This window comes from Arthrobacter silvisoli, assembly GCF_003369445.1.
GTDB classification, from domain to species: domain Bacteria; phylum Actinomycetota; class Actinomycetes; order Actinomycetales; family Micrococcaceae; genus Arthrobacter; species Arthrobacter silvisoli.
Genome location: NZ_QRCU01000078.1, coordinates 13,671 through 36,826 on the forward strand (window position 1 = coordinate 13,671; position 23,156 = coordinate 36,826).

Annotated in this window: 28 protein-coding genes; 9 read left to right on the forward strand and 19 right to left on the reverse strand. The window is 65.7% G+C overall.

Translation table 11 applies throughout. The features are described 5' to 3' along the window. Nucleotides 1-24: 24 nt before the first annotated feature. From DWV11_RS19240 to DWV11_RS20460, 13 genes are all read right to left on the reverse strand, one after another. Nucleotides 25-375 carry a PRC-barrel domain containing protein gene (locus DWV11_RS19240; RefSeq protein WP_115790509.1) on the reverse strand — a complete coding sequence of 117 codons (351 nt, stop codon included), beginning with the start codon at nt 373-375 and terminating at the stop codon, nt 25-27. After that, nucleotides 362-781 (reverse strand): hypothetical protein, encoded by a 420-nt coding sequence (locus DWV11_RS19245; protein WP_115790510.1) that lies wholly within the window; start codon nt 779-781, stop codon nt 362-364. The genes DWV11_RS19240 and DWV11_RS19245 overlap by 14 nt, the downstream gene beginning before the upstream one ends. Beyond that, nucleotides 778-2,007: an NRAMP family divalent metal transporter gene (locus tag DWV11_RS19250; protein ID WP_115790511.1), complete on the reverse strand. Its 1,230-nt coding sequence runs from the start codon at nt 2,005-2,007 to the stop codon at nt 778-780. The genes DWV11_RS19245 and DWV11_RS19250 overlap by 4 nt, the downstream gene beginning before the upstream one ends. Further along, nucleotides 2,004-2,516, reverse strand: a complete 513-nt coding sequence (locus DWV11_RS19255; protein ID WP_136017941.1) for a hypothetical protein — start codon at nt 2,514-2,516, stop codon at nt 2,004-2,006. Before DWV11_RS19255 ends, DWV11_RS19250 begins: the two co-directional genes overlap by 4 nt. A 38-nt stretch (nt 2,517-2,554) precedes the next feature. Beyond that, on the reverse strand, nt 2,555-2,764 hold the full coding sequence (locus DWV11_RS19260) for a hypothetical protein (protein WP_115790513.1): 210 nt from the start codon (nt 2,762-2,764) through the stop codon (nt 2,555-2,557). Nucleotides 2,765-2,774: 10 nt separating this feature from the next. Next, entirely contained in the window at nt 2,775-2,939 is a 165-nt protein-coding gene (locus tag DWV11_RS19960; protein WP_136017942.1) for a DUF4175 domain-containing protein, read from the reverse strand. A gap of 74 nt (nt 2,940-3,013) precedes the next feature. After that, nucleotides 3,014-3,211, reverse strand: coding sequence for a CsbD family protein (locus DWV11_RS19265; RefSeq protein WP_115790514.1), 198 nt, complete (start codon nt 3,209-3,211; stop codon nt 3,014-3,016). A 121-nt stretch (nt 3,212-3,332) separates the two neighbouring features. Then, nucleotides 3,333-3,476, reverse strand: a complete 144-nt coding sequence (locus DWV11_RS20210) for a hypothetical protein (RefSeq protein WP_168404773.1) — start codon at nt 3,474-3,476, stop codon at nt 3,333-3,335. Nucleotides 3,477-3,574: 98 nt separating this feature from the next. After that, nucleotides 3,575-4,555: a DMT family transporter gene (locus DWV11_RS19270; protein WP_210725798.1), complete on the reverse strand. Its 981-nt coding sequence runs from the start codon at nt 4,553-4,555 to the stop codon at nt 3,575-3,577. After that, complete coding sequence (locus DWV11_RS19275; RefSeq protein ID WP_115790515.1) at nt 4,552-5,154, reverse strand: TetR/AcrR family transcriptional regulator; 603 nt, start codon at nt 5,152-5,154, stop codon at nt 4,552-4,554. Before DWV11_RS19275 ends, DWV11_RS19270 begins: the two co-directional genes overlap by 4 nt. Nucleotides 5,155-5,294: 140 nt before the next feature. Then, the gene (locus tag DWV11_RS20520) at nt 5,295-5,525 is read right to left on the reverse strand and encodes a PDDEXK nuclease domain-containing protein (protein WP_281269640.1); all 231 of its coding nucleotides are present in this window, start codon (nt 5,523-5,525) and stop codon (nt 5,295-5,297) included. Next, on the reverse strand, nt 5,515-5,832 hold the full coding sequence (locus DWV11_RS20525; RefSeq protein ID WP_281269641.1) for a PDDEXK nuclease domain-containing protein: 318 nt from the start codon (nt 5,830-5,832) through the stop codon (nt 5,515-5,517). The genes DWV11_RS20520 and DWV11_RS20525 overlap by 11 nt, the downstream gene beginning before the upstream one ends. Further along, a complete protein-coding gene (locus DWV11_RS20460; RefSeq protein ID WP_245953803.1) occupies nt 5,816-5,959 on the reverse strand; it encodes a DUF1016 N-terminal domain-containing protein in 144 nt (47 codons plus the stop codon). The genes DWV11_RS20525 and DWV11_RS20460 overlap by 17 nt, the downstream gene beginning before the upstream one ends. A gap of 267 nt (nt 5,960-6,226) precedes the next feature. Between DWV11_RS20460 and DWV11_RS19285 the strand changes: the two genes are divergently transcribed. After that, nucleotides 6,227-6,418 carry a DUF1918 domain-containing protein gene (locus DWV11_RS19285; protein ID WP_115790615.1) on the forward strand — a complete coding sequence of 64 codons (192 nt, stop codon included), beginning with the start codon at nt 6,227-6,229 and terminating at the stop codon, nt 6,416-6,418. 6 nt (nt 6,419-6,424) lie between these two features. On the opposite strand, the gene DWV11_RS19290 is transcribed toward DWV11_RS19285, so the two are convergent. Further along, the gene (locus tag DWV11_RS19290; RefSeq protein ID WP_115790616.1) at nt 6,425-7,117 is read right to left on the reverse strand and encodes an endonuclease/exonuclease/phosphatase family protein; all 693 of its coding nucleotides are present in this window, start codon (nt 7,115-7,117) and stop codon (nt 6,425-6,427) included. Nucleotides 7,118-7,186: 69 nt separating this feature from the next. Beyond that, on the reverse strand, nt 7,187-7,858 hold the full coding sequence (locus tag DWV11_RS19295; RefSeq protein ID WP_115790516.1) for a hypothetical protein: 672 nt from the start codon (nt 7,856-7,858) through the stop codon (nt 7,187-7,189). 106 nt (nt 7,859-7,964) lie between these two features. Between DWV11_RS19295 and DWV11_RS19300 the strand changes: the two genes are divergently transcribed. The 4 genes from DWV11_RS19300 to DWV11_RS19315 all read left to right on the forward strand — a co-directional run bounded on the left by DWV11_RS19300 (nt 7,965) and on the right by DWV11_RS19315 (nt 12,528). After that, entirely contained in the window at nt 7,965-8,468 is a 504-nt protein-coding gene (locus DWV11_RS19300) for a DedA family protein (protein WP_115790517.1), read from the forward strand. Between the two features lie 48 nt (nt 8,469-8,516). After that, nucleotides 8,517-9,320: a thioesterase family protein gene (locus tag DWV11_RS19305; RefSeq protein ID WP_115790518.1), complete on the forward strand. Its 804-nt coding sequence runs from the start codon at nt 8,517-8,519 to the stop codon at nt 9,318-9,320. Continuing rightward, nucleotides 9,320-10,072, forward strand: a complete 753-nt coding sequence (locus DWV11_RS19310) for a lipoate--protein ligase family protein (protein WP_115790519.1) — start codon at nt 9,320-9,322, stop codon at nt 10,070-10,072. The genes DWV11_RS19305 and DWV11_RS19310 overlap by 1 nt, the downstream gene beginning before the upstream one ends. Before the next feature lie 116 nt (nt 10,073-10,188). Then, nucleotides 10,189-12,528: an FdhF/YdeP family oxidoreductase gene (locus DWV11_RS19315; RefSeq protein WP_115790520.1), complete on the forward strand. Its 2,340-nt coding sequence runs from the start codon at nt 10,189-10,191 to the stop codon at nt 12,526-12,528. Here the strand turns inward: DWV11_RS19315 and DWV11_RS19320 are convergent. Then, the gene (locus DWV11_RS19320) at nt 12,525-12,782 is read right to left on the reverse strand and encodes a mycoredoxin (RefSeq protein WP_115790521.1); all 258 of its coding nucleotides are present in this window, start codon (nt 12,780-12,782) and stop codon (nt 12,525-12,527) included. The genes DWV11_RS19315 and DWV11_RS19320 overlap by 4 nt on opposite strands. A gap of 125 nt (nt 12,783-12,907) precedes the next feature. Beyond that, entirely contained in the window at nt 12,908-13,297 is a 390-nt protein-coding gene (locus DWV11_RS19325; RefSeq protein WP_115790522.1) for a hypothetical protein, read from the reverse strand. A 204-nt stretch (nt 13,298-13,501) separates the two neighbouring features. Here DWV11_RS19325 and thrS point away from each other — a divergent pair, with 204 nt between their 5' ends. From thrS to pdxS, 4 genes are all read left to right on the forward strand, one after another. After that, nucleotides 13,502-15,511, forward strand: a complete 2,010-nt coding sequence (thrS, locus tag DWV11_RS19330) for a threonine--tRNA ligase (RefSeq protein ID WP_115790523.1) — start codon at nt 13,502-13,504, stop codon at nt 15,509-15,511. Between the two features lie 48 nt (nt 15,512-15,559). Beyond that, complete coding sequence (locus DWV11_RS19335; RefSeq protein ID WP_425452087.1) at nt 15,560-16,135, forward strand: HIT family protein; 576 nt, start codon at nt 15,560-15,562, stop codon at nt 16,133-16,135. After that, entirely contained in the window at nt 16,125-16,754 is a 630-nt protein-coding gene (gene pgsA, locus DWV11_RS19340) for a phosphatidylinositol phosphate synthase (RefSeq protein ID WP_115790525.1), read from the forward strand. Before DWV11_RS19335 ends, pgsA begins: the two co-directional genes overlap by 11 nt. Nucleotides 16,755-16,951: 197 nt before the next feature. Next, nucleotides 16,952-17,878, forward strand: coding sequence for a pyridoxal 5'-phosphate synthase lyase subunit PdxS (gene pdxS / locus DWV11_RS19345; RefSeq protein WP_074590850.1), 927 nt, complete (start codon nt 16,952-16,954; stop codon nt 17,876-17,878). A 219-nt stretch (nt 17,879-18,097) separates the two neighbouring features. Here the strand turns inward: pdxS and DWV11_RS19350 are convergent, their stop codons facing one another. Together DWV11_RS19350 and asnB are read right to left on the reverse strand one after the other, a co-directional pair. Next, the gene (locus DWV11_RS19350) at nt 18,098-20,122 is read right to left on the reverse strand and encodes a M3 family metallopeptidase (RefSeq protein ID WP_115790526.1); all 2,025 of its coding nucleotides are present in this window, start codon (nt 20,120-20,122) and stop codon (nt 18,098-18,100) included. A 279-nt stretch (nt 20,123-20,401) separates the two neighbouring features. Continuing rightward, on the reverse strand, nt 20,402-23,077 hold the full coding sequence (gene asnB / locus DWV11_RS19360; protein WP_115790528.1) for an asparagine synthase (glutamine-hydrolyzing): 2,676 nt from the start codon (nt 23,075-23,077) through the stop codon (nt 20,402-20,404). Nucleotides 23,078-23,156 lie beyond the last annotated feature (79 nt).

Sequence of the window (23,156 nt, forward strand, 5' to 3'; positions counted from 1 at the left end):
GCAGGAGCGGAGGAACCGGTGCGGCTATGCCGTGCCGGTTCCGTCCAGTCCTGGGTCGTAGGCGCTGAACCCTTCACGAAGGGTCACTGTCTCCGGTCCCATCACCTCGATGTCCTCCCACAGGACGAGGAACGACCCCCGGTGCCACCACTTCAGGAGCTGGGCCCACGGCCAGGGCCGGTTGACGCTGTTGCGTTCATAGCCCATGAAGGACCCGGCCGAGTGCGGGCTGACAATCAGGCCCAGCAGGCGGGCCCCGGCCAACAGCTGCCCGGGTGGCGGCTGGTCGAGGACGAACCGTGCGTCGGCTACGCGCCCCAGGTAGCGTCCGTCGGAACTGGTTACGCGTGAGCCGAGGACGTCAGTGAGGATCATGCTTTCCTCCCGGTATCCGCATGATGATCTTGTCCCGGATCCACCGCTCCACCCAACCCGCGTCGAGGCCCTCGCTGCGGACGCCCAGCTTGATCGCGACGTCGACGGCGGACACGTCCTTCCACGGCAGCCGGATCAGCCGGCTCGACGGCGGACGCCCGCCGAAGATCCGCGTGCCGAGGACCGGTCCGGTGAGGAGGGCTGAAATCACCGGCGGCGGGTCGCCCGCGGTCATCGGGCTGTCGGCTTCGACTCCCTCCAGTTCGAGATCGTCGACGGTGGTGACGGGCAGGCCCTCGGCGTCGATCACCTGGCGGTCCAGCAGGTGGAGCTGGGCATCCAGGACACGGCCTGCGGCAGGCGGCGCGGGCTTGAGGTGGACGGGTGCGTTCTGCGCTCTGTTCATGCTCCGGCCCCGGTGACGATCATGAGGGGAATTGCGCCGAGGGATGCGGCGAGGATGATCAGCAGGTAGACATTGGCTGCCACGTTGATCCCACGGCTGTTGACGTCCGATCCCATGTATTGCGGGTCATTGGCGACGATCAGGATCGGCAGGTAGGTCAGGGGAAGTGCGACCGCAGAGAAGACCACCGAGTATTCGGTGATCAGGATCGGATCCGCGCCGGTGGCCAGCACCCCCAGTGCTACGAGCAGGCACACGATCATCGAGAGGTGGAAGCGTGCGGCGCGCCCTGGGCTGCGGAACTTTCCCCAGGACCAGCCGAAGAACTGTGCGAGCGTGTAGCCGCTGGAGAGGGTGGTTTCCAGCGCGGCTCCGAATGTCGCCGCCAGGATGCCGACGAGGGCGAAGGCCAGGGCCAGCTTCCCGCCGGCGTCGGCCACCGGAAGAACGATCTGCGACAGTGACGTCACCTCCACGCCCGCCGGCATCAGCACGACGGCGGCGCACCCCGCGATCGCGACCGAGAGCAATCCGCCCAGCGGGAAGCCGGCCAGCACGTTGATCCGTGACTGGATGAGGTCCTTGCGCTTCCAGCCTTCCTCGACCGCCCCCGAGGAGAAGAAGAACACCTCATATGGCGTCATGGCCGCGCCGAACAGGCCCACCGCATAGAACCAGTACACCGCCGCGTTTTCCGTCTGCGGGACGGCGGGGGATAGTGCCTGGCCGGCCAGCTGTCCCCAGTCCGGTTGAAGCAGGAACAGGGCAACGCCAAATACGACCAGGCAAAGGCCGAGCAGCCCGGCGACATTCTCCATGATCTTGAACCGGACCCGCCAGATCACCAGCCACACCGCGAAGGCCGCCAACGGAATCCACAGCAGATAGTGGATGCTCGTGACCAGTTGCAGGGCCAGGGCGATGCCGCCGACTTCGGCTGTCACGGTCATGAGGTTGATGAAGAAGGAAGCCCCAAGGTTGGCCAGGCCTGCGCGCGGGCCCAGCCGTTCACGGATGACTTCGAAGGTGGCCCGCCCGGACACGGCGGCCACCCGGCCGGACATGTCCGCGAACAGGCAGATGCCCACCACTCCGACGCCTACCACCCAGATCAGCGACATGCCGAAACGCGAGCCGACGACGGCGTTCGTCACCAGGTCGCCGATGTCGACGAATCCGCCGATCGCCGTCAGGATCCCGAGGGCGACGCCGAGGAGGCGCTTCACCGTCCGGTCCCCAGGCGTTGGCGCAGTCCCTTGAGCTCCTTCGCCGAAGCTGCCAGTGCCGTCTGCGCGGCGCGGAACCCAGGGGTGTCCGCTGTGTCGCCACGGGAGTCCTTTGCAGCCAAGGCCTGCCGGGCGAGGCCCAACGCGGCCTCCGCGCGTACGAGGGCACTGATCACCTCGCGATGCAGGCCGCGCTCCGCGGCCGTGGCGGGCACGCTGTCCAAGAGCCCTTTGCGGGCATCCTCGAGTTCACCTGCCATGTCTTCAAGGCTGGTCCCGACCGCAGGAGTTCCGGCCCGCTCCCGTGCGAGGAGGTCGAGTGCGAGGACACTGGTGCCGACGGCGGACGAGCCTTGGTTGACGGCCGTAGCCGCCACCTGGCCCTGGGGAGCCGAACAGCCGCTGAGGGCTTGGCCGAGGGCGAAGAGCAGGACGGCGGCGGACGCTATCCGTCCGCCTGGCCGTCCTGGCGCCGGTAGAACCGGTCTTGCTTGAGTGGGGGAATTCAAGAACGTTCCTCAGCTTTCCCGGGAACGGATGGTGCCGGTCAGGGCGAGGGCTGCGGCAGTTCGCACCCCACCCGGGGATTCAGGCCGAGGTAGTTCAGGGGACCGGCCACGATGACCACCGCAATGGTCGCCGCCTGTGAACACCGTTCCGGCGGTTCCCTGAAATATCCCCGTTGGGCTGTCGCGACGATCCCCGAGACCAGCCATAGAATGACCAGGATCCCGAGGATGCCGCGGAACGCGCGCACGCCTGCCCCGCTAGGGTACCCGGCTACCCCTGGAGCGGCCGAGGATCCAGCCGAGCACGGCGAGGACCAGCAAGATCAGGCCGACCCACAGGAGGAAACTGAGGGCTTGGTTGATTCCTCCAACGAGCAACAAAACGATCGCGATGACGCCCGCGATCACCAACAGAGTGTTCATGACGGGTGCTTCCTTTCGTATGGGGAACGGCCGCTTGCGTTCCCGGTAAAGCGGGACGTGGCCCTGTGTGGACGTCAGTCCCGCTTGAGCGAGTCCGTGGCGTCCTTCGCCGCGTCCTTGACCTTTTCCCCGGCCTGCTTCACGTTCGCCTTCACCTGATCGGCCTGGCCTTCAGCTTCGAGCTGTTCGTTGTCCGTAGCTTCGCCGGCCTTCTCCTTGACCTTGCCGGCGGCTTCTTCGGCGCTGTTCCTGATCTTGTCATCCAGTCCCATGGGGTTTCTCCTATGGTCGCTTTCAGCAATCGGTGCTTTCTGCACCCAAGACCGATTATAAGCATGCTTACTAATTCTGCGAAAGGCTGCTTGCTATCAGGAGGATCGCTGCGGGAAAGCTTCAGGAGTCCCGCCGGGGCCGTGGTTCCGGCATCCGCAGGCTGCGCCAGGCCATGACGGCGAACAGGAGGACTGCGCCGACGGCAGCGGCGGACAGCCAGCTGCGCTTGTGCTTTCGGGTGGTGTGCGATGGGCGTGAATGCATATGTTCTCTCCGAACCGCAGGGTAGCTTCAGGGTACGCCGGGATACAGATCGGTGAAACGCCCGACGGCGGCGGGCGGGCTTTCGGGGCAGCCGCAGTTCAGCGGTGGGGTGCAGGCTCCGGGACGTGCGTCCCGCCGTCGGCCGCGTAATTTCCGGCGCGCCGGCGGGGGGAGACGGGTAGCGTCAGGATGAAGAGGCTGCCCGTGATGAGCGCAGCGCCGGTCCAGGCCAGTGCGGACAACTGCTCGCCCACCACCAGCACGGCCAGCGCAGCGGCCACGACGATCTCGGACAAGGTCAGGGTCGTGGCGGTCCCGGCGCCGACCCGCGCAAGACCCCAGCCGAAGAGGACATATCCGGCGAACATGGGTACTGCCGCCATGTAGGCGCCCACCGCGAAGTTCTGCCACGAATCCAGGAACGGGGCGCCGGTGACAGCAAGCACGGGCGCCAGCAGCAGGCCTCCGGCGCCGAAGACCGAACCCATGGCCGCCGTTGACGGGATCCCCATGTCAATCAGCCGGTGGGCCGCCCAGGAATAGACGGCGTAACTGAGGCCGGCGAGCAACCCAAGGCCGATGCCAAGGCTCATGGCCCAGCCGGAGATTTCGGGGCCGGACCCTGCGTGGACGGGGCCGGCGAGGCACAAGAACAAGGCGCCGCACAGCCCAAACGCTGTGCCGAGGGCCCAGCGGGAGCTAAAAGGGTGCTTGTCCATGATGCGTTCGATGACGGCGGACATGAGTGGAGCCGAACCCAGTGAAACGACAGTTCCGATTGCCACTCCGGCCAGCCGCATCGAGGAGTAGAAGGCGAGCGGGTAGACCGCGACGGCAACTGCGCCGACGGCGATAACGGGCCGGCGGCGGGCCAGTGCGGGCCGGCAGGCATTGATGGGCCGGACGGCGATTGCGGCTTGGAGCAGGCCGCCGATGCCCATCGCCGCCGCTCCGATCGCGAAAGAGCCAACCCCGGGGGCAAAGCTGGCTGCGGTTCCGGTAGTGCCCCACAGGATGGACGAAAACAGGATCGCCAGGGCACCCCATCCGCGCCCTGCGGCTGCCGTGGTTTTCGTCATGAGCCGACCAGCTCCGCGGCGATCCGGCGCGCTTCCTGGATGCACCGGTCGTTTCCTTCGAGTCCCGCGCGTGCCATCGCCCCTTCAAGCAGGAATGCCAGGTGGCGGGCCATCGGCGCGACGTGTCCGGCGTCAGGGAGGAGTTCCGCGAGGTGCTCGGACAGCAAAGCCTCAACCTCTTCCTTGTGGCGGCGGACAGCTTCCCTGCCGGGATCGCGTGCGGGCAGTTCGGCGGCGGCGTTGAGAAGCCCGCAGCCGCGGAAGCCGTGCTCGTAGGCCATCTCCGCATGGTCCGCGTATGCATCGAAAACGGCCAGCATGCGTTCCTTGGCATCGGCTGCGCCTTCGAGCCGCACGCGGTAGAGCTCAAGCCATTCAGCATGCCTGGCCTCCAGGTAGGCGCCGACCAGTTCGGCCTTGGATGCGAAGTTGTTGTAGAGGCTCTTCCTGGCCACGCCGGCTTCCGCAGTGATGGCGTCAATGCCGGTCCCGGCGAGCCCGTCGGCATAAAACAGCCGGGCCGCAGCACGCAGCAGGGCATCGCGTGCGGGTTTGCGCGGCTGCGGCCTTGCGGGAAGGTCCTGCTTTGTTGCGGGCATGATCGGGACTCCCGTCTCCTAGGTAGGTAGACCAGCCTACCTACCTAGCTCGTCATGTCGCCATCCCCTGGCCCGGAGCCCGCTGGCGGAGTTCGGATTCCAACAAGGTGGTGATGCTGGGCAGCGTGGAGGCAAACTCTTCAGGAAGCGAGGCCACGATTTCGGCTTCCCATTCTGCGACACCGATCGGTTTGCCTGAACCCCCGGAGCGCATATTCGGCCACCACGTTGTTCTTGGTCCGGCACAGCAGCAATCCGATGGTCGGCTGGTCGTCCGGATGCCCCAGCAGGTCATCGACGGCGGACATGTACAAGTTGATCTGGCCAAGGTATTCGGGTTTGAAGGCGGTGGCCTTGAGCTCAACGCCCACAAAGCAGCGCAAGCTTGACGTTGTCGAGCAAGTCGGCATAGAACTCCTCGCCATCGACCGTGAGCCGCACCTGGCGGCCAACGAAGGCGAAGCCGCGGCCAAGCTTGAGCAGGAACCTCTCGACATGCACCACGAATTGGTGTTCCAGGTCCGGCTCATCCCGCCCTCCGGTCATCGCCACGAAATCGACGACATACGGGTCATTGAAGGATTGCAGGGCCAGGTCCGAACCGGGCGGGGGCAGGGTGTCCTTGAAGTTGGTGACGGCCTTGCCCGCGCGGTCGTGTGCCCTACTGTCGGTCTGCAAAGCCAGGGCACTGCGGACCAACCTTCGGCCAAGGCCCGCTGAGGACCAGATTGTGCCCCCACGGCAATGTTGCAACGGGCTGTTGCAACATCGGGAAATCGGGCCAGGCTTGGGCGAAGGACTTCATGTAGCGCAGGTTCGGGGCGAGAAACCCTTGGCGTCGGGGTACGCAGCGCGCACATCGGCGGAGAGCCGGGTGACGACCTTGCTGCCCCAGCCTTCCGAGGATTCCCGGGTGGAATTCCGGGGAATCGGGTTCATCCGGAAACTAACGCGCACCACCGACATTCATTGCCGGCGGATGCCGTCGGAGCTGGCCACCCGGTTTCTGTAGGCCGGATCCCATTCCCTCGGCGCCCGGAGGCTTCTACGCTGATGTACGGAGGTGGTTGCCGTGGAGGCTTCCCAGGGAGACCGGATCATCATCCGGGGCAGGACCGTAGGATCGACCGATCGTCACGGGGAGATTCTCGAAGTGAAGGGCGAGAACGGGGCTCCGCCCTATTTCGTGCGCTTCGATGACGGGCACGAAACGATGCTCTATCCCGGCGGCGATTTCGCCGTCGAGCGCAAAACCGGCAGCTGACCGCCGCTAGCCCGCCAGGACTGCCGGTTCCCGCCCGTATTTTGCGGTGACCATGATCGGCAGGTGGTCAGACTTGCCCTGCGGGAGGGTCTCCACCTTGCTGATGTCCAGTCCAAGGGACGTGGCAAAGTCGAAGTGGCCGCGGAAGACCTTGTACCGGAGGTAGGTCTTCCGGTCGCTCAGGGACACCGAGTAGCCGGAGTTCTTGACGTGCGCGTGCAGCTTGTCCGTGAAGAACGGGTAGTTGAAGTCGCCGACCATGAGGGTCATGAGGTCGTCGCCCATGGCCATCAACTCGGAGTGGGCGGCGTGGATCTGCTTGCGGCGCAACGAGTTCGATGCCGTGAGGGGCGCGGCGTGGAAGGACCCGATCACCAGTTCGTGCCCGGTGGTGTGGTCGGTCATCCTGGTGCCGAGCAACCGTTCGTGCGCGGGTGCCAGGACCCGGTCGTGGATGGATTTCTGCAGCGCGAAGGACCTGCTCTCCAGCGGGTTGAAGCGTTCGGGGCGGTAGTAGATGGCCAAGCCCAGGCGGTTTCCCTTGGTGGAGTCGGCCAAGCGCAGCGGACCGAGCCCCGCGGGAAGGTCGGCGGCGTCGCACTCCTGCAGGCATAGCGCGTCGAGATCGAACTCGTGGGCGAGCTGGTGCAACTCATTGCTTGCCCTGTGCTTGCGGAGGTTGTAGCTGATTACCCGGATCAGAAGAAGACCTCCTTGGAGTGGCAACAGCGAATTGTCCCTTCGCCCAAGTTAGCAGCTTTCCGTGGCTTAGCCGGGGAATCCGAAGCAGGGGAAAAATTCTTCCACTCCCGGCCGGGCCACCTCCACACACCGTGACTTCACCCGTTCCAGCACCGCATTCGAATCCGTTCCGGAGATCGAATAGGGTCCTGCCTCGACGTGCAGCGTCGCCACGGCGGCCCTGCGGAGGTTGTTGTCGGTCGCGCTGACGTTGCCGACGTCGGGGAAATGATCATGGGTGTTTACCGTGCTGTGTTCCAAGGGCCCGACGCCGGTCCACGAGGCCGCGACACGGATCGTCACCGGGTTGCCGTCGCCATCGGTGCCGGCCAGTTCCGTGGCGATGGATGCCGATTCGAGGCGGGGGTCGGTGACCAGCGGTGCGAAGTTCTGGCCGTCAGCCTGGAACAGCACCGAACCGCCTGGAGCCGCGGCCGCAGCAATGCCGGCGCATGCGTCAGAAACCCGCACGAAGACTCCTGTGAGCCCTTGCTTGTTGACCGGTCCCGGCTGGCTTGCAAAAGCTGCGACACTGGAAGAGAGAAAGATTTCCACCCGCTCACAGCCGTTTGTCTGGTCCAGGTTCGCCGAACCGTGACTGTTGTAAATGGTGTGGTAGATGTTGGGCTGGGCCCCGGCCGGGGGAGCAGTCAGAGGAAGCAATACGAGCGCCGCGAGGATGGCAGCAAGGCGTTTCATGGTGACTCCTTTGTCCTGGAACCTCAGGTTAGGCCCGGCTCATCACGCGGTCAACGGGGGTACCGAAGCGCGGATCGAGGCGCGTGATTGGCTGGGAGGCCGGAGCATGGACGACATTCTGAAGCTGCCGTTCGGCATGGCACTGGCTATCTTGTTCGGCATCGTGATGATCCGCGTCAACGTCACGTACTGGCTGGGCAGGGGGGCCGCGGCCGGCGTCGAACGGAGCCGTTTCGCCGCCCGTTTCCACACCTCAAAGGCAGCCAAAGCCCAGGCGCTCATCCAGCGCTGGGGACCGTTCGCCGTCGTGCTGTCCTTCCTCACGGTGGGAGTCCAGACGGCCATCAACTTCGCCGCCGGCGCTGCCGTGATGCCCCTGCGCCGCTACCTCCCGGCCGCCGTCGTCGGCTCCGCGGCGTGGGCGCTGCTCTACGCGACGATCGGCTTCGCAGCGATCGACGCCTGGCTGGCCCTTGCGGCCGTTTCACCCCTCACCGGCCTGCTCTTCCTGGCCATCGCTTGTGGTGTGCTGGTGGTACTGCTTGTGCGCCGGCGGCGCCGGTCCGCACTGGCGGCAGATGCCCCCTCCGCAGGGGATACAGTGGTCTGAGTTCCAGCAACGACGAGGATCCCGTAACCGGGCGCTGAAAGGGCATGCGTGAGTACTGAGCTTCCTGAACTCGCGGAAGGCAACTTCTACTACCAGTCCCTCGGTGGCGGCCGCTACCGTTCCACGATCCACGTCCAAGGAGCCTGGAACCCCCATGAACAGCACATGGCGCCGGCCTCGGGAATCCTCGCCGAGGCACTTCTTCGCCACGAACCCCGCGACGACATGCGGATCGCCCGCATCAGCTACGAGATCCTGGGCCTGATTCCGGGCGGCGAATTCGCGATCGCCAGCACCACACTGCGCCCCGGCCGGACCATCGAACTGATACAGGCCGAACTCACCGCCGCAGGACGGACCGCCATCCGCGCCACTGCCTGGCGGATGGCCACCAGTGACTCCAGCGCCGTGGCCGCCATCGAAGACGAAACCATGCCCCCGCCCGACGAATGCAAGCCCTGGGACGGCGCCAGCGTGTGGCCAGGCGGCTACATCCGCTCCCTCGAGATGCGCATCGCCGAAGGCCACCGAGCAGGATCCGGCAAGGTCTGGATCCACACCGATGTGCCGCTGACCGACGCCGGAGACAGCCGCGACTTCGCCCGCCTCATCGGCCTCGTGGACACCGCGAACGGGATCGCCGCGCGCGTCTCGCCCGGCAAGAACAGCTATCTGTTCCCGAACCTCGACCTGCAGATCCACATGTACCGGGAACCCGCAGGGGAGTGGCTCGGGTTGGACAACAAGGTGTCCTTCGGCACGGACGGGATCGGCCTGACATCCACGGTGCTTCATGACCTCGAAGGCCCCTTCGGCAGGGCCGAACAGATCCTGACCCTGAGGCGCAGCTGATGGCCGCCCCGGCAAGCGGCTACGCCGGAACCCTGACCGTCATGCGGCAGGGCGAATCCCTGGGTGCCGCCCAAGACCTCGATTTCGGCATCGAATTGCTGAACCGCGCCCGCCGCGGGCAGCTGGAGCCTACCCTCAGGCTGTACCGTCCGGAGCCGACCGTCGCCTTCGGACAGCGGGACGCCAAACTGCTCGGCTTCGAGTGCGCCTCGCAGGCCTGCCGGGAGCTCGGCTTCGAGCCGCTGGTGCGCAAGGCCGGAGGTCGGGCCGCGGCCTACCACCGGGGCACCCTCGTGGTGGACCACGTCGAACCGCACCATGACGCGATCGCCGGAGCGAAGGCGCGTTTCGGGTACTTCGGGGAGATGCTGGCGACTGCGCTGCGCAGCGTCGGAGTCCATGCCGCCGTCGGCGAGATCCCGGGGGAGTACTGCCCCGGCGAGTTCAGCGTGCACGGTGTTGACACCGAGTTTCCGGCCCACCGGGTGAAGCTGATCGGCACCGCCCAGCGCGTGGTCTCCGGTGCGTGGTTGTTCAGTTCGGTGGTGGTGGTCCAGGATTCGGCGCCGATCCGGGAGGTCCTGACGGCGAGCTACGAGGCGCTTGGCCTCGACTGGGATCCTGCCACCGCGGGCGCCGCGGACGACCTCCTGCCCGGGGTGGATGTCCCGGCCGTCGAGGACGCCATCATCAAGGTGTACGCGGAGCACGCCGAACTGCGCGACGGCGACTTCCGGACGCTGCTGGGCTGACGCGCCACCTGGACGCTGCGGGCGGCCCGGGCGTTGTCGCCGGCCGGTGCCGGGTCTAGGCTTGGTGCGGAACGAGCGATTCCCCTGGTCTTCCCGGCGAGGGAGGTGGTGCACCGGTGGAACGGAAAGCACCGGAAGTCCAAGATTCCGACGCGCGGCTCTCTGTCGCCGCTCCGGAGCGTTCGGCAGCAGGGCTGCCCAGCATCGCCGAAACGGTGCACCGCGCTGCGGGCGAAATGGGCGTCGGCCGCGCATGGAAGGCCCTGCGGGCCGTCAACCAGAAAGACGGCTACGACTGCATGGGCTGCGCCTGGCCGGATCCGGCGCACCGGAAAGCGGCGGAATTCTGCGAGAACGGTGCCAAGGCAGTCGGCTGGGAGGCCGGCATGCTCACCGTCCCCACGGCCTTCTGGGACGTGAACGACGTCGGATCCCTCGCCTCCCGCACGGAGTACTGGCTTGGACAGCAGGGCCGGCTGACAGAGCCCGTCTACAAGCCGGAAGGCTCCGGGCACTACCACCCCGTCACGTGGGACGAGGCGTTCCGGATCATCGCCCGCGAACTGAATGCCTTGGATTACCCCAACGAAGCAGCCTTCTACACAAGCGGCCGCACCAGCAACGAAGCCGCCTTCGTCTACCAGCTCTTCGCCCGCGCCTTCGGCACCAACAACCTGCCGGATTGCTCCAACATGTGCCATGAATCGTCCGGCCTGGCGATGACGGAAACCATCGGGGTCGGCAAATCCGCGGTCAGCTACGCCGACTTCGCGAAAGCCGGGCTGATCATCGTCATGGGACAGAATCCGGGAACCTGCCACCCCCGGATGCTCACGGCCTTGGAGGAGGCCAAACAGGCCGGCGCTGCGATTGTGGCCGTCAATCCGCTCCCGGAGGCCGGACTGATCAACTTCAGGAATCCGCAGACCGTACGTGGCCTGGTGGGCCGAGGGACCGACCTCGCCGACCAGTTCCTGCAAATCCGGCTGGCCGGCGACATGGCCCTGCTGCAGGCGCTGTCCAAGCGGATGTTCGACGCCGAAAAAGCTGCCCCCGGAACGGTCCTGGACCACGATTTCATCGGGAAGCATTGCCAAGGCCTGGAAGCGTTCCGGGCGCACCTGGAAAACCTCGATGAACGGGAAGTACTGGCAGCGACCGGCCTCAGTACGGCCGAGATCGACGAACTCGCGCAACGGTACCTGGACGCCCGGCGCGTCATCATCACCTGGGCCATGGGGCTGACCCAGCACCGCAAAGCCGTCGCCACGATCAAGGAGATCATCAACCTGCTGCTCCTGCGCGGGAACATCGGCAAGGCAGGCGCGGGGCCCTCGCCCATCCGGGGGCACAGCAACGTCCAAGGCGACCGGACGATGGGCATCTGGGAGAAGATGCCGCCGTGGTTCCACGACGCGCTGCAGCGCGAGTTCGCTTTCGAGCCGCCCCGGGCGGACGGCGTCGATGCCGTGGACAGCATCAGGGGCATGAGGGACGGCGGCATCAAGGTGCTCGTCGCGCTCGGCGGAAACCTGGTGCACGCCATCTCCGATACCGAAGCCGCTGAAGCCGCGGTGCGCAGGACCCGGCTCAGCGTGCAGATCTCCACCAAACTCAACCGCTCACATGCGGTGACCGGCGCACAGGCACTGATCCTTCCCACCCTGGGACGCACCGAGATCGACAGGCAGGCCTCGGGGCCGCAGTTCGTCACCGTGGAGGACACAGTGTGCGCGGTGCACCGTTCGGAAGGGAATTTGGAGCCGGTCCCGGCCAACGCCAGGTCCGAAGTGGCGATCGTTTGTGGACTGGCACGCGCCGTGCTCGGCAGCAAGGTCCCCGTTGACTGGGAAGGCCTCAGCGCGAACTACGACCGCATCCGGGACCACATTTCGCATGTCGTACCGGGCTTCGAGAACTTCAACGCCCGGACCCGGACCCGGGACGGCTTCGTCCTGCCACACGGGCCGCGGGACTCCCGGACTTTCCCCACCGCCAGCGGCAAAGCCATGTTCACGGTGAACGAGCTCGAGACGATCCATATTCCGGCCGGGCGCCTGCTCCTGCAGACCGTGCGCTCCCATGACCAGTTCAACACCACCACGTACAGCATGAACGACAGGTACCGGGGGGTTAAGAAGGGGCGGATGGTGCTTTTCGTCCACCCGCAGGACCTCGCGGACCTTGGGCTCGCGGACGGCGGCTACGTGGACGTCCACAGCGAAGGGGCCGACGGCGTCGACCGGGTTTTGCGTCAACTGCGCCTGGTTGCCTACCCGAGTGCGCGCGGGTGCGCCACCGCCTATTACCCCGAAGCGAATGTCCTGGTGCCGCTGGACTCGACGGCCGAGGGAAGTAACACCCCGGCGTCGAAATCCGTGATCATACGGCTGGAGGCGGCTGCCGCCCCGGTTCGTGCCACTCCGGCCAGTACCGGGGCGGTTGGAACCGCTTAGGCTGCGAGGCGCTCCACGATTTCGGCGGCAGACGGGTTGGTGGCAGCGGAGCCGTCCGGGAACAGGACCGTGGGAACGGTGCGATTGCCACCGTTGATCTGCTCCACGATTTCGGCAGTGCCGTCGACCTCTTCGATGTTGATCTCGGTGTAGCCGATGCCTTGGACATCCAACTGCTTCTTCAGCCGCTTGCAGTAGCCGCACCAAGTGGTCGAAAACATGGTGATCGTGCCGGAATCGGGGGTGAAGTCCACAGAGTGCTCCTGTCGCCGTTTTGTTATGAACCAGTCGGATCAACGGTACCCCGGGAGCGGCTATTCCCCTGCGCAACGGAAGGCGCCGGACGTCACATGACGTCCGGGCAGCAGGCCCTGGCGTTTCAGAGGCTTTCGGTGACGGGAACGCCGGACTGGAACTCCCGGCCGTCCGCTTCGCTGAACGCGGTGATCACATGGCCCTTGCCCAAGCCGTTGATGGCCGAAATCGGGAAGTTGGCAGTGATCGTGTTGCTGGTGTGCCAAACGTCCTTGAGGTCGAAGTTTTCCTCGGTGCCCTGGTCATGGTTGAAGGCGAAAAACGCGATCGCTTCGCCGTTCATGAATTCGACGCCGAGCCTGCGCTGCGAGGAGTAGTCCGGGCTGGCGGCCATGAGGCCCACTACATATGCGCCCGAGGCCGGAATACTGCCGTCTATTTCAAAACTGGCCACCAGCGTGGCCTCGGTTGCCGTGATGCTTGCCTGCTTCAGGAATGCGTCGTGGGTACTCATGCCACAATCCTGCTCCCCGGCCTCCCCGCAGTCCACCCCCAAAAGAGTTCCGGATCCGGTTTCCGGCAGCCGGCCCGGACCGCGGCGCGGGGCCCCGCCCGGCAGCTTTGGACGCCCTCGGCCAAACCGATACGATGGACGGTGGCTGGCTGTGGTCCCCGTACGCCACAAGCTATGAAGCCTCAACAATGAATAGGAGACCCCGTGTCAGATGCCCAGCAGATCACCCTCATCGTCGATGGCGAAGAGACCAAGGTGACGGAGGGGACTACCGGGGCGGAACTCTTCTTCGAACGGCGCGACGTCGTCGTCGCCCGGGTCAACGGTGAACTCAAGGACCTGGACCAGGTGCTGCCCGAAGGCGCAGACATCGAAGGCGTCACCATCGGCTCCCCGGACGGACTCAACGTCCTCCGGCACTCCACCGCCCACGTCATGGCGCAGGCCGTGCAACAGCTGCGCCCCGACGCCAAGCTCGGCATCGGCCCGTACATCACCGACGGTTTCTACTTCGACTTCGACGTTGCCGAACCCTTCACCCCGGAGGACCTGCGCACCCTCGAAAAGATGATGCAGAAGATCATCAACCAGAACCAGAAGTTCGTGCGCCGCGTGGTCGATGAGGACGAGGCCCGCGAAGCGATGAAGGACGAGCCCTACAAGCTCGAGCTGCTCGGCAAGAAGAATGACGCCTCCGACGCCGGCGAGGGCGTCAACGTCGAGGTCGGTGCCGGAGACATCACCATCTACGACAACGTGGACCGCAAGAGTGGCGACACCGTGTGGTGCGACCTCTGCCGCGGCCCGCACCTGCCCAACACCAAGCTCATCTCCAACGCCTTCGCGCTCACCCGTTCCTCGGCGGCATACTGGCTGGGCAACCAGAACAACCAGCAGCTGCAGCGTATTTACGGCACCGCCTGGCCCACCAAGGATGCCCTCAAGGCCTACCAGGAGCGCATCGCCGAGGCCGAGCGCCGCGACCACCGCAAGCTCGGCGCGGAACTGGACCTGTTCTCCTTCCCGGACGAACTGGGCTCCGGCCTGCCCGTGTTCCACCCCAAGGGCGGCATCATCCGTAAGGCCATGGAGGACTACTCCCGGCAGCGCCACGTGGATGCCGGCTACGAGTTCGTCTTCACGCCGCACATCACCAAGGGACACCTCTACGAGGTTTCCGGTCACCTTGACTGGTACCGCGACGGCATGTTCCCGGCGATGCACATCGATGCCGAACTCAACGAGGACGGCACCGTGCGCAAGCCCGGCCAGGACTACTACCTGAAGCCGATGAACTGCCCAATGCACAACCTCATCTTCCGCTCGCGCGGACGTTCCTACCGCGAGCTGCCCCTGCGGCTCTTCGAGTTCGGGTCCGTCTACCGTTACGAGAAGTCCGGCGTGGTGCACGGCCTGACCCGTGTCCGTGGCATGACACAGGACGACGCCCACATCTACTGCACCAAAGAGCAGATGAAGGATGAGCTCACCTCCACCCTGAACTTCGTCCTGGGCCTGCTGAAGGACTACGGGCTGGACGACTTCTACCTGGAACTGTCCACCAGGAACGAGGACAAGTTCGTCGGTGACGACGCCATCTGGGAAGAGGCAACCCGCACCCTGGCGGAGGTGGCCGAGGCCTCCGGGCTGGAGCTCGTCCCGGATCCGGGCGGAGCGGCGTTCTACGGCCCGAAGATCTCCGTGCAGGCAAAGGACGCCCTGGGCCGGACCTGGCAGATGTCCACCATCCAGCTGGATTTCAACCTGCCCGAGCGCTTCGAACTCGAGTACCAGGCAGCCGACGGCACCCGCCAGCGCCCGGTCATGATCCACCGTGCGCTCTTCGGATCGGTGGAGCGTTTCATGGGCGTGCTCACAGAGCACTACGCCGGCGCCTTCCCGGCCTGGCTCGCTCCGGTCCAGGTGGTCGGCATTCCGGTTGCCGAGGCGTTCAACGATTACATGTTCGACGTCGTGGACCAGCTCAAGGCGGCGGGCATCCGCGCCGAGGTGGACATTTCCTCGGACCGCTTCCCGAAGAAGATCCGCACCGCAAGCAAGGACAAGATCCCCTTCGTCCTGATCGCCGGCGGCGAGGATGCTGAAGCCGGGGCCGTGTCGTTCCGCTTCCGCGACGGCAGCCAGGACAACGGCGTACCGGTCGCCGAGGCAGTCCGCCGGATCGTCGACGCCGTCAAGAACCGCGAGAGCTGACGGGCAGCCAGCGTCCGCGTCAGGAGAACAGTGCAGGAGGACACAGGCGTGAGCCCTGAATACCCCGGCGATGCCGAAGTTACCGATGACTTCGGCCTGGCAGGCGTTCCCGACGCCTTCCAGCGCCTGTGGACTCCGCACCGCATGGCCTACATCAAAGGCGGTCAGCAGCAGTTCAAGAACCAGAATGACTGCCCCTTTTGCGTGGCGCCGGCCCGCAGCGACGAGGAATCGCTGATCGTGTACCGCGGCAGGACCTGCTTCGTGGTGCTCAACCTCTTCCCCTACAACCCCGGCCACCTGCTGGTCTGCCCCTACCGGCATGTGCCCGACTACACGGACATCACGGCCGAGGAAACCGCGGAAATGGCCGAACTCACGCAGACCGCCATGCGGGTCCTGCGGAAGGTGGCCAACCCCAGCGGCTTCAACCTGGGCATGAACCAAGGGGTCACGGGGGGTGCCGGAATCGCGGCGCACCTGCACCAGCACGTGGTTCCGCGCTGGGGTGGGGACGGCAACTTCTTCCCGATCATCGCCCAGACCAAGGCCATCACCCAGACGCTCGACGAAGTCAGGCAGCAGGTGGCCGACGCCTGGCCGGGGGAGACGGATGCTCAATAGGCACGCCCGCGGTTTCTTCACCGCGCTCTTCGCGCCCATAGCCCGCTTCCTCCTCAGCCGCGGCGTCTCCCCGGACACCGTGACCATCGTCGGCACCGCCGGCGTCGTGCTGGGCGCCCTGGCGCTCTACCCGGTCGGTGAGCTCTGGTGGGGCTCCCTGCTGATCGCTGTCTTCGCGCTGTCCGATGTCGTTGACGGAATCATGGCCCGCCAACTGCACCGCAGCGGCACTTGGGGGAACTTCCTCGACTCCACGCTGGACCGCATCGCCGACGGCGCGATCTTCGCGGGCGTCTCGATCTGGTTCTTCACCGGCGGCGCCGACCGGCCGATTGCCCTGGCGTCCCTCGCCTGCCTGGTGCTCGGCATGGTGGTCTCCTATGCCCGGGCAAAGGCGGAATCCCTCGGCTTCCGCGCCAACGTGGGCATCGCCGAACGCGCCGAGCGGCTCATCTCGGTCCTCATGGTTACCGGCCTCACCGGGCTCGGCCTGCCGCCTGTGGTCCTGTTCGTGACCCTCGTGGCCCTCGCCGTCGCCACCGCCATCACAGTAGTGCAGCGGATGGCGGCCGTCCGCCGGCAGTCCCTGGCAGCGGTCGACGGCGGCGCCTCCGCCTGAGCGGACCCTCGCCGCCGTTCCGAACAGTGGCCGGCAGGCGGCCCTTCCGGCGCCGGGTCACGAAGTGCAAGCGCCCCTCCGCAGGGGACTAGTATGGAAGTACTTGGTCAAAACGACCTGGAAATCCGGCGCGCGTGAGAGGTTCCCGTCCGCATGCGCCCGGGCAGAAGGTCTTCTATCTACCCATAGGGGTTTTTGTGTCTACACCAGATGTAAGCAACGAAGCCGGCTCGTCCGCAGCGTCCGTGACGGGCAGCAGCCGCGTGAAGCGGGGCATGGCTGAGATGCTCAAGGGCGGCGTCATCATGGACGTTGTCAACGTCGAGCAGGCCCGCATCGCCGAGGATGCCGGTGCCGTGGCGGTCATGGCCCTCGAGCGTGTTCCCGCTGACATCCGCGCCCAGGGCGGCGTGTCCCGCATGTCCGATCCGGACATGATCGATCAGATCATCGAAGCCGTGTCCATCCCGGTCATGGCCAAGGCCCGCATCGGCCACTTCGTCGAAGCCCAGGTGCTGCAGTCCCTGGGTGTGGACTACATCGACGAGTCCGAGGTCCTGACCCCGGCCGACTACATCAACCACATCGACAAGTGGAACTTCACCGTTCCCTTCGTCTGCGGTGCCACGAACCTCGGTGAGGCCCTGCGCCGCATCAACGAGGGCGCGGCCATGATCCGTTCCAAGGGCGAAGCCGGCACCGGCGACGTCTCCAACGCCACCGGCCACATGCGCCAGATCCGCGCCGAAATCGCCAAGCTCTCGGCCCTGCCCGAGGACGAACTGTACGTTGCTGCCAAGGAACTGCAGGCCCCGTACGAACTGGTCAAGGAAGTCGCCGCCACCGGCAAGCTCCCGGTGGTGCTCTTCACCGCCGGCGGCATCGCCACCCCGGCTGACGCCGCGATGATGATGCAGCTGGGCGCTGACGGCGTGTTCGTCGGCTCCGGTATCTTCAAGTCCGGCAACCCGGCGCAGCGCGCGGCCGCCGTCGTGAAGGCCACCACCTTCTATGACGACCCGGACGTCATCGCCAAGGTCTCCCGGGGCCTGGGCGAAGCCATGGTGGGCATCAACGTCGACGAGATCCCCCAGCCGCACCGCCTCGCAGAGCGCGGCTGGTAAGCCTTCGCCTTACGGCGAATAACGGCGCTGATCCTCTGCGTGCTATTCCCCGCGCCCCTGCTAGGCCGCTTCGCGGCGAAGCCGGGGCGCGGGGCCCCTTTTACGCACGCTGCCGGATCACACCGTCATTCGTATTGAACCGCCAACACGTACGACGCCGGTCCTCACCTTTTAGTGGGGACCGGCGTCGTCGTTGTCTAAGGAGAAGGGAAATGCTGGTTACTCGAGGCCTCGGCGCTTTAGTAGGGGCGTGATGTCGGCGTCGCGGCCCCGGAAGGCCCGGAAGGAATCCAGTGGGTCACGGCTGTTTCCGCGGGAGAGGAGTTCTGCTCGGAAGGTGTCTCCGTTGGCGCGGGTGAGGCCGCCGTTTTCCTTGAACCATTCCACAGTGTCCGCATCCAGGACCTCGCTCCAGATGTAGGAGTAGTACCCGGCCGCGTAACCGTCGCCGGCGAAGATGTGCTGGAAGTACCCCGTGCGGTAACGCGGCGGGATCAGCGGGTGCGCCACGCCGGCGGAGGCGAGGGCCTTCGCCTCGAAGGCGAGGACATCCTCGGGGATGCCGGACCCGTCCAGTACGTGCCAGGCAAGGTCAAGCAGCGCCGCTCCAAGGTACTCGGTGGTGGCGAAGCCTTCGCCCCAGAGCCGGGATTCTTCCAGCCGGGCGACAGTGTCCTGGGGGAGCGGCTCGCCGGTGCGGTAATGGCGGGCATAATTGGCCAGCACCTCCGGCCACATGATCCACATTTCATTGACCTGCGATGGGTATTCGACAAAGTCCCGGGGCACTTCCGGTCCGGAGAAGCGCGGGTACGTGACGGCGGAGAGCAGCCCGTGCAGGGCGTGCCCGAACTCATGGAACACGGTGCGGACCTCGTCGAGGGTCAGCAGCGTTGCTTCCCCGGCCGGCGGCTTGGAGATGTTCAAGGTATTGATCACCACCGGCTTGGCAGCCGGCAGCGCCGACTGTTCCACCAGGGAATTCATCCAGGCTCCGCCGCGCTTGGTGTCCCGGGTGTAGTAGTCGCCCAGGAACAGGCCCAGGCCCGTGCCGTCGGCGTCGAAGACTTCCCACACCCGCACGTCCGGGTGATACCCGGCAAGGTCGCTGCGTTCCTGGAACGTCAGCCCGTAGAGCCTGCCCGCCGCGAAGAAGACACCCTCCGTGAGCACCCGGTCCAGCTCGAAATACGGCCGCAAGGCCTGTTCGTCCACCTCGTACCGTTCGCGCCGCACCTTGGCGGAGTAGAAAGCCCAGTCCCACGCCTCCAGAGGGTGACCGGCATTCTCCGCCAGAGCGGCGGCCTCGGCGTCGGCGTTACGGACGGCCGCCGGCGCCAGGCGGTTCAGCATGGTCTCGACGGCGGCGAAGTCCGGTGCCGTCTGCCGCTCGACCACCAGTTCGGCATAGTTCGCGAAACCCAGCAAGGCCGCTTTCTCGGCACGCAGCCGCGCCAAGTCCAGTACCAGCCCGCGGACGTCCAGCGGGCCGCCGTCGGTGCCCCGGGCGATGGATGCCTCGTACAGGCGCCGCCGCAGCTCCCTGTTCTCGAGCGAGGCCATCGCCGCCTGGTTGCTCGGCTGGATCAGGGTCAGCAGGTACTTGCCGTCGTGGCCGGCTACGCGGGCGGCCTCGGCTGCGCTGGCGATATCGTCTTCCGGGAGTCCGACCAGGTCTGCGGCGTCGTCCACCAGGACGGCGGCCGCCTTCATCGCTTCCTTGGTACGCTGGCCGAACTCCGTGCCGAGGCGCGAGAGCTCCGCGTTGAGCTCCCGCAACCGCTCCTGGCCCGCGGCGTCCAGCTGGATTCCGGACTGCCGGAACTCGCGTAGATACTCTTCCACCAGGCGCCGCGACTCGGCGCCCTGGCCGGCGGTGTCGATCGCAGCGAAGCGCTCGTAGAGCCCCTTGTTGAGGTAGATCGCGTCCCGGTGCGCAGCCAGCTTGGGCATGAGCGCCGTTTCAAGCTCGCGGATGGACTCGCTGGCGTCGGCCGACACCATGGTGAAGAAGGAACTGACCGCACGGCCAAGCAACTGGCCCGAGCGTTCCATGGCCTCGGCGGTGTTCGAGAAGTCCGCTGGCTTGGGGACGGCGAGGATCGCATCGATTTCGGCAAGCTGCCCGGCCAGTCCGGCCTCGATGGCTTCCGCGTAATGGCCATCGTCGATCGCTGCGAACGGCGGCAACTGGTACGGAAGGTCGCTGGGTTTGAGCAGGGGATTGCTGCGGGAAATCGTCATGAAGGAACACTTTCATGAGTGCGGTCCCGCTCACAAGGCAGGGTCCGCAGAGTGCAACAAACAGAGTGCAACAATCAGCCCTCTGCCGGAATCCGGCGGCGCGGAACAGGGTGCCGACGTCGTCGGGCTGCTTGAACAGTACTCCCGCCTCCGCGCGCCCAAGGCCGCACGGCTGCTCCGCGCCCCCAGGCTTATGGGCCGTGTGGCCCAGCGCGAACGCAAAGCCTGGAGGCCCGGCGGTTAACTCCTGCTTGAGGACCCCTGATTCTGCTTGAACACTTAGCCCTGTTTGAAGACGAGGGACATCGGGGTCGCCTGGGCGCCCTGGCCCTGCGGGTTATCCTTGAAGATCGCCTGGATGGTGTCCTTCGGCAGGTCGGTGTCGTGACCCATCGCCACCACGCCGAGGTCGTTGGCGTCCATGATCGACGTCCCGGCGAAGTTCGCGGCGTACTCGGCGGGGACCCGCTCCCGGACCAAGGCGCTGATCCGGCGTGCGACCGCCTCGGGGTCCTTCGGGGCCAGCTTCACCGAGTTGGCGGATGAGCCAAGGCTGTACGGCGTGGCACCGTCGATCGCATTGATGTTGTGGCCGACCACGTCGTAGAACACGCCGCTCTTGCCCTGCAGCTTGCCAACCACGCTCGCAGCCGCGGCCTTCACGATCAGCGGCAGGCCCACCTCGTTGATGGCGATCTGCATGGACCACGGGCTGCCCAGGCCGATGCCGGCAGGGGTCCGCTTGACGAACTTGCTCAGCACGCGGGCGGCCGGGGTGACCTTGATTTCCCACACCGGGAAGGAACGGCCCTGGGTGATGGCCACGATCTTCTCGCTCACCAGCAGGTACCACGGGGTCGAAGTGACGGCCTTGCGGGTTGCCTCGTCGGCGGTCTCCAGTCCGTCGAAGAAGCGGTTCACGTAGGAAAGGACCTCCGGGTCGAGGTCGGTTTCGCGCTTGAACACGCCGGTCTGCAGCGGGTAGCGGCGGAAGGTTTCGCCGCCCACGGCTTCCGGAACCGTGATGTCCAGGTTCTTGCCCGGATTCGCCTCGTAGTCGCTCTTGTTCTCCTTGACGTCCGCCGGAGCCTCGTTCGTGTCGATGAACTCACGGAACCACAGCTCGACGTTCAGCAGGCGCCAGAAGATCATGGTGTCGGCGTCGTTCTTGTCGTTAAGGTACTCCTCGAATGCCGTCAGGACGGCTTCGCGGTTCCAGTACGGACGCTCGGCGAAGGAGTTGGACATGAAGATCTTGTACAGCCGCTCCTTCATCAGCTTGAACCACTCGGCCTCGGGAGTGGTGAAGCCGATCTTGTTCCGGCGGTTGCTGATTTTCTCCGGCAGCAGGCCGCGGGTGGCATCGCGCAGGATCCGCTTGTTCCAGCCGCCCTTGATGATGGCCTCATCGGACAGGCTGAAGAGGAACTTGACCACTTCCTTGTCCAGGAACGGCACGCGGCCTTCCAGGGAGAAGCGCATGGTGTTCTTGTCCTCGTAGCGCAGCAGCGAGGGCAGTGACTTGTGGAAGAGGTCGTCGATCAGGCGCAGCTTCATGTTGTCCGGGATGTTGCTGAAGCTTTCGCCCTTGAAGCGGCCGGTGAAGCTCTTGTTCAGCAGGGAGGACATGGCCACGGTCTTCTTTGCCGTGAGCTTGCCCTGCAGCCGGAAGCGGCCCAGGCGGTAGAAGATGTCCAGGGAGGAGGTGGCTTCCTTCAGGAGGGTCTTGTAGTCGCCCTTGGCCTTGAGCTGGCGCAGGTAGGCGAAGTAGTAGGGGATGTAGCCCGCCATCATCTCGTCCGCACCCTGGCCGTCCAGGAGGACGGTGACGTGCTTGGACGCTTCCTTCATCACGCAGTACTGGGCGTACGGGCCCGAGGAGATGATGGGTTCTTCCATGGTGCGCACGAAGTCGTCCAGGTCCGCGGCGAAACCGTCCGGCGTCGGGAGGATCTTGTGCGCCTGGATGTTGCCGCTGCACTTGGCGATCGCGGCGTCGGCGTAGTGCTCTTCGTCGTTGATCGAGTTCGGGAAGACGGCGCTGAAGGTGTTCTGCTTGGCGCCCAGGGAGTCCGTGGCTTCGGCCTTCTCCTGCATGAGCTTGTTGATTGTCACCACGACGGCGGAGGAATCCAGTCCGCCGGACAGGGCCGAGCCCAGCGGGACCTCGGACTTCAGGCGCATGCGGATGGCTTCGGTGAAGCGGGTGCGGTACTCCTCGGTGACCTCGGGAGTGTAGGGCCGGTTGATCTTGGAAAGCTCTTCGAGTTCCTCCCGCAGCCGGGTGAAGGCGCTGATCGTGTACTTGCCGGTGGCGTTGTCGATGGTCATCATCTCGCCCGGCTGCAGCTTGGACACGCCGTCGAAGAAGGTCTCTGCGGAGTCGTCGTGGATGCGGTACTGAAGGTAGCGGTACAGGATGCGCTCGTTGGGCTTGCGTTCGATCTTCCCGCTCTGCAGCAGGGGCTTGATCTCGGAGGCGAAGATGATCTTCGGTGCCTCGTCCGTGCCCGCGTTGGCCCAGTACACCGGCTTGATGCCGAAGTGGTCGCGGGCCAGGACCGTGACGTTCTTCTTCCTGTCGAGGATGGCAAGGCCGAACATGCCGTTGAAGCGGTCGAACGCCTCGGTACCCCACTGTTCGTAGGACTGCAGCACCACTTCGGTATCCGACTGGGTGCGGAAGGTACGGCCCAGTCCCTCGAGTTCGGAGCGGAGCTCCAGGTAGTTGTAGACCTCGCCGTTGTAGACCAGCACGGTGTCGCCGTCGGCGCTGATCATCGGTTCCTGGCCGTGTGCGACGTCGATGATGGACAGCCGGCGGTGGGCGAGTCCCACGTTTCCTTCGGTGAAGTAGCCCTCGCCGTCGGGGCCGCGATGCTCGATGCAGTCATTCATGACCTTCAGCAGAGCTTCGTCTTCCCCAAAACCGTGGTAACCGGCGATTCCGCACATAGTGCCTACCTCTTCAATCGTCCTCTGAATCCTTGTCCATGCTACTTGCTGAGCGTCGGCGGGCCTCCCGGCGGCCGGT

Excerpts from the sequence above, each read along its gene's own strand:
- DWV11_RS19295 (WP_115790516.1), bottom strand. The coding sequence starts at position 7,858 with ATGAAACGCCTTGCTGCCATCCTCGCGGCGCTCGTATTGCTTCCTCTG.
- DWV11_RS19350 (WP_115790526.1), bottom strand. The coding sequence starts at position 20,122 with ATGACGATTTCCCGCAGCAATCCCCTGCTCAAACCCAGCGACCTTCCG.
- DWV11_RS19240 (WP_115790509.1), bottom strand. The coding sequence starts at position 375 with ATGATCCTCACTGACGTCCTCGGCTCACGCGTAACCAGTTCCGACGGA.
- DWV11_RS19270 (WP_210725798.1), bottom strand. The coding sequence starts at position 4,555 with ATGACGAAAACCACGGCAGCCGCAGGGCGCGGATGGGGTGCCCTGGCG.
- DWV11_RS19300 (WP_115790517.1), top strand. The coding sequence starts at position 7,965 with ATGGACGACATTCTGAAGCTGCCGTTCGGCATGGCACTGGCTATCTTG.
- DWV11_RS19275 (WP_115790515.1), bottom strand. The coding sequence starts at position 5,154 with ATGCCCGCAACAAAGCAGGACCTTCCCGCAAGGCCGCAGCCGCGCAAA.
- DWV11_RS20210 (WP_168404773.1), bottom strand. The coding sequence starts at position 3,476 with ATGCATTCACGCCCATCGCACACCACCCGAAAGCACAAGCGCAGCTGG.
- DWV11_RS19245 (WP_115790510.1), bottom strand. The coding sequence starts at position 781 with ATGAACAGAGCGCAGAACGCACCCGTCCACCTCAAGCCCGCGCCGCCT.
- DWV11_RS20460 (WP_245953803.1), bottom strand. The coding sequence starts at position 5,959 with ATGAAGTCCTTCGCCCAAGCCTGGCCCGATTTCCCGATGTTGCAACAG.
- asnB (WP_115790528.1), bottom strand. The coding sequence starts at position 23,077 with ATGTGCGGAATCGCCGGTTACCACGGTTTTGGGGAAGACGAAGCTCTG.
- DWV11_RS19310 (WP_115790519.1), top strand. The coding sequence starts at position 9,320 with ATGGCCGCCCCGGCAAGCGGCTACGCCGGAACCCTGACCGTCATGCGG.
- DWV11_RS19325 (WP_115790522.1), bottom strand. The coding sequence starts at position 13,297 with ATGAGTACCCACGACGCATTCCTGAAGCAGGCAAGCATCACGGCAACC.
- DWV11_RS19960 (WP_136017942.1), bottom strand. The coding sequence starts at position 2,939 with ATGAACACTCTGTTGGTGATCGCGGGCGTCATCGCGATCGTTTTGTTG.
- pgsA (WP_115790525.1), top strand. The coding sequence starts at position 16,125 with ATGCTCAATAGGCACGCCCGCGGTTTCTTCACCGCGCTCTTCGCGCCC.
- DWV11_RS19265 (WP_115790514.1), bottom strand. The coding sequence starts at position 3,211 with ATGGGACTGGATGACAAGATCAGGAACAGCGCCGAAGAAGCCGCCGGC.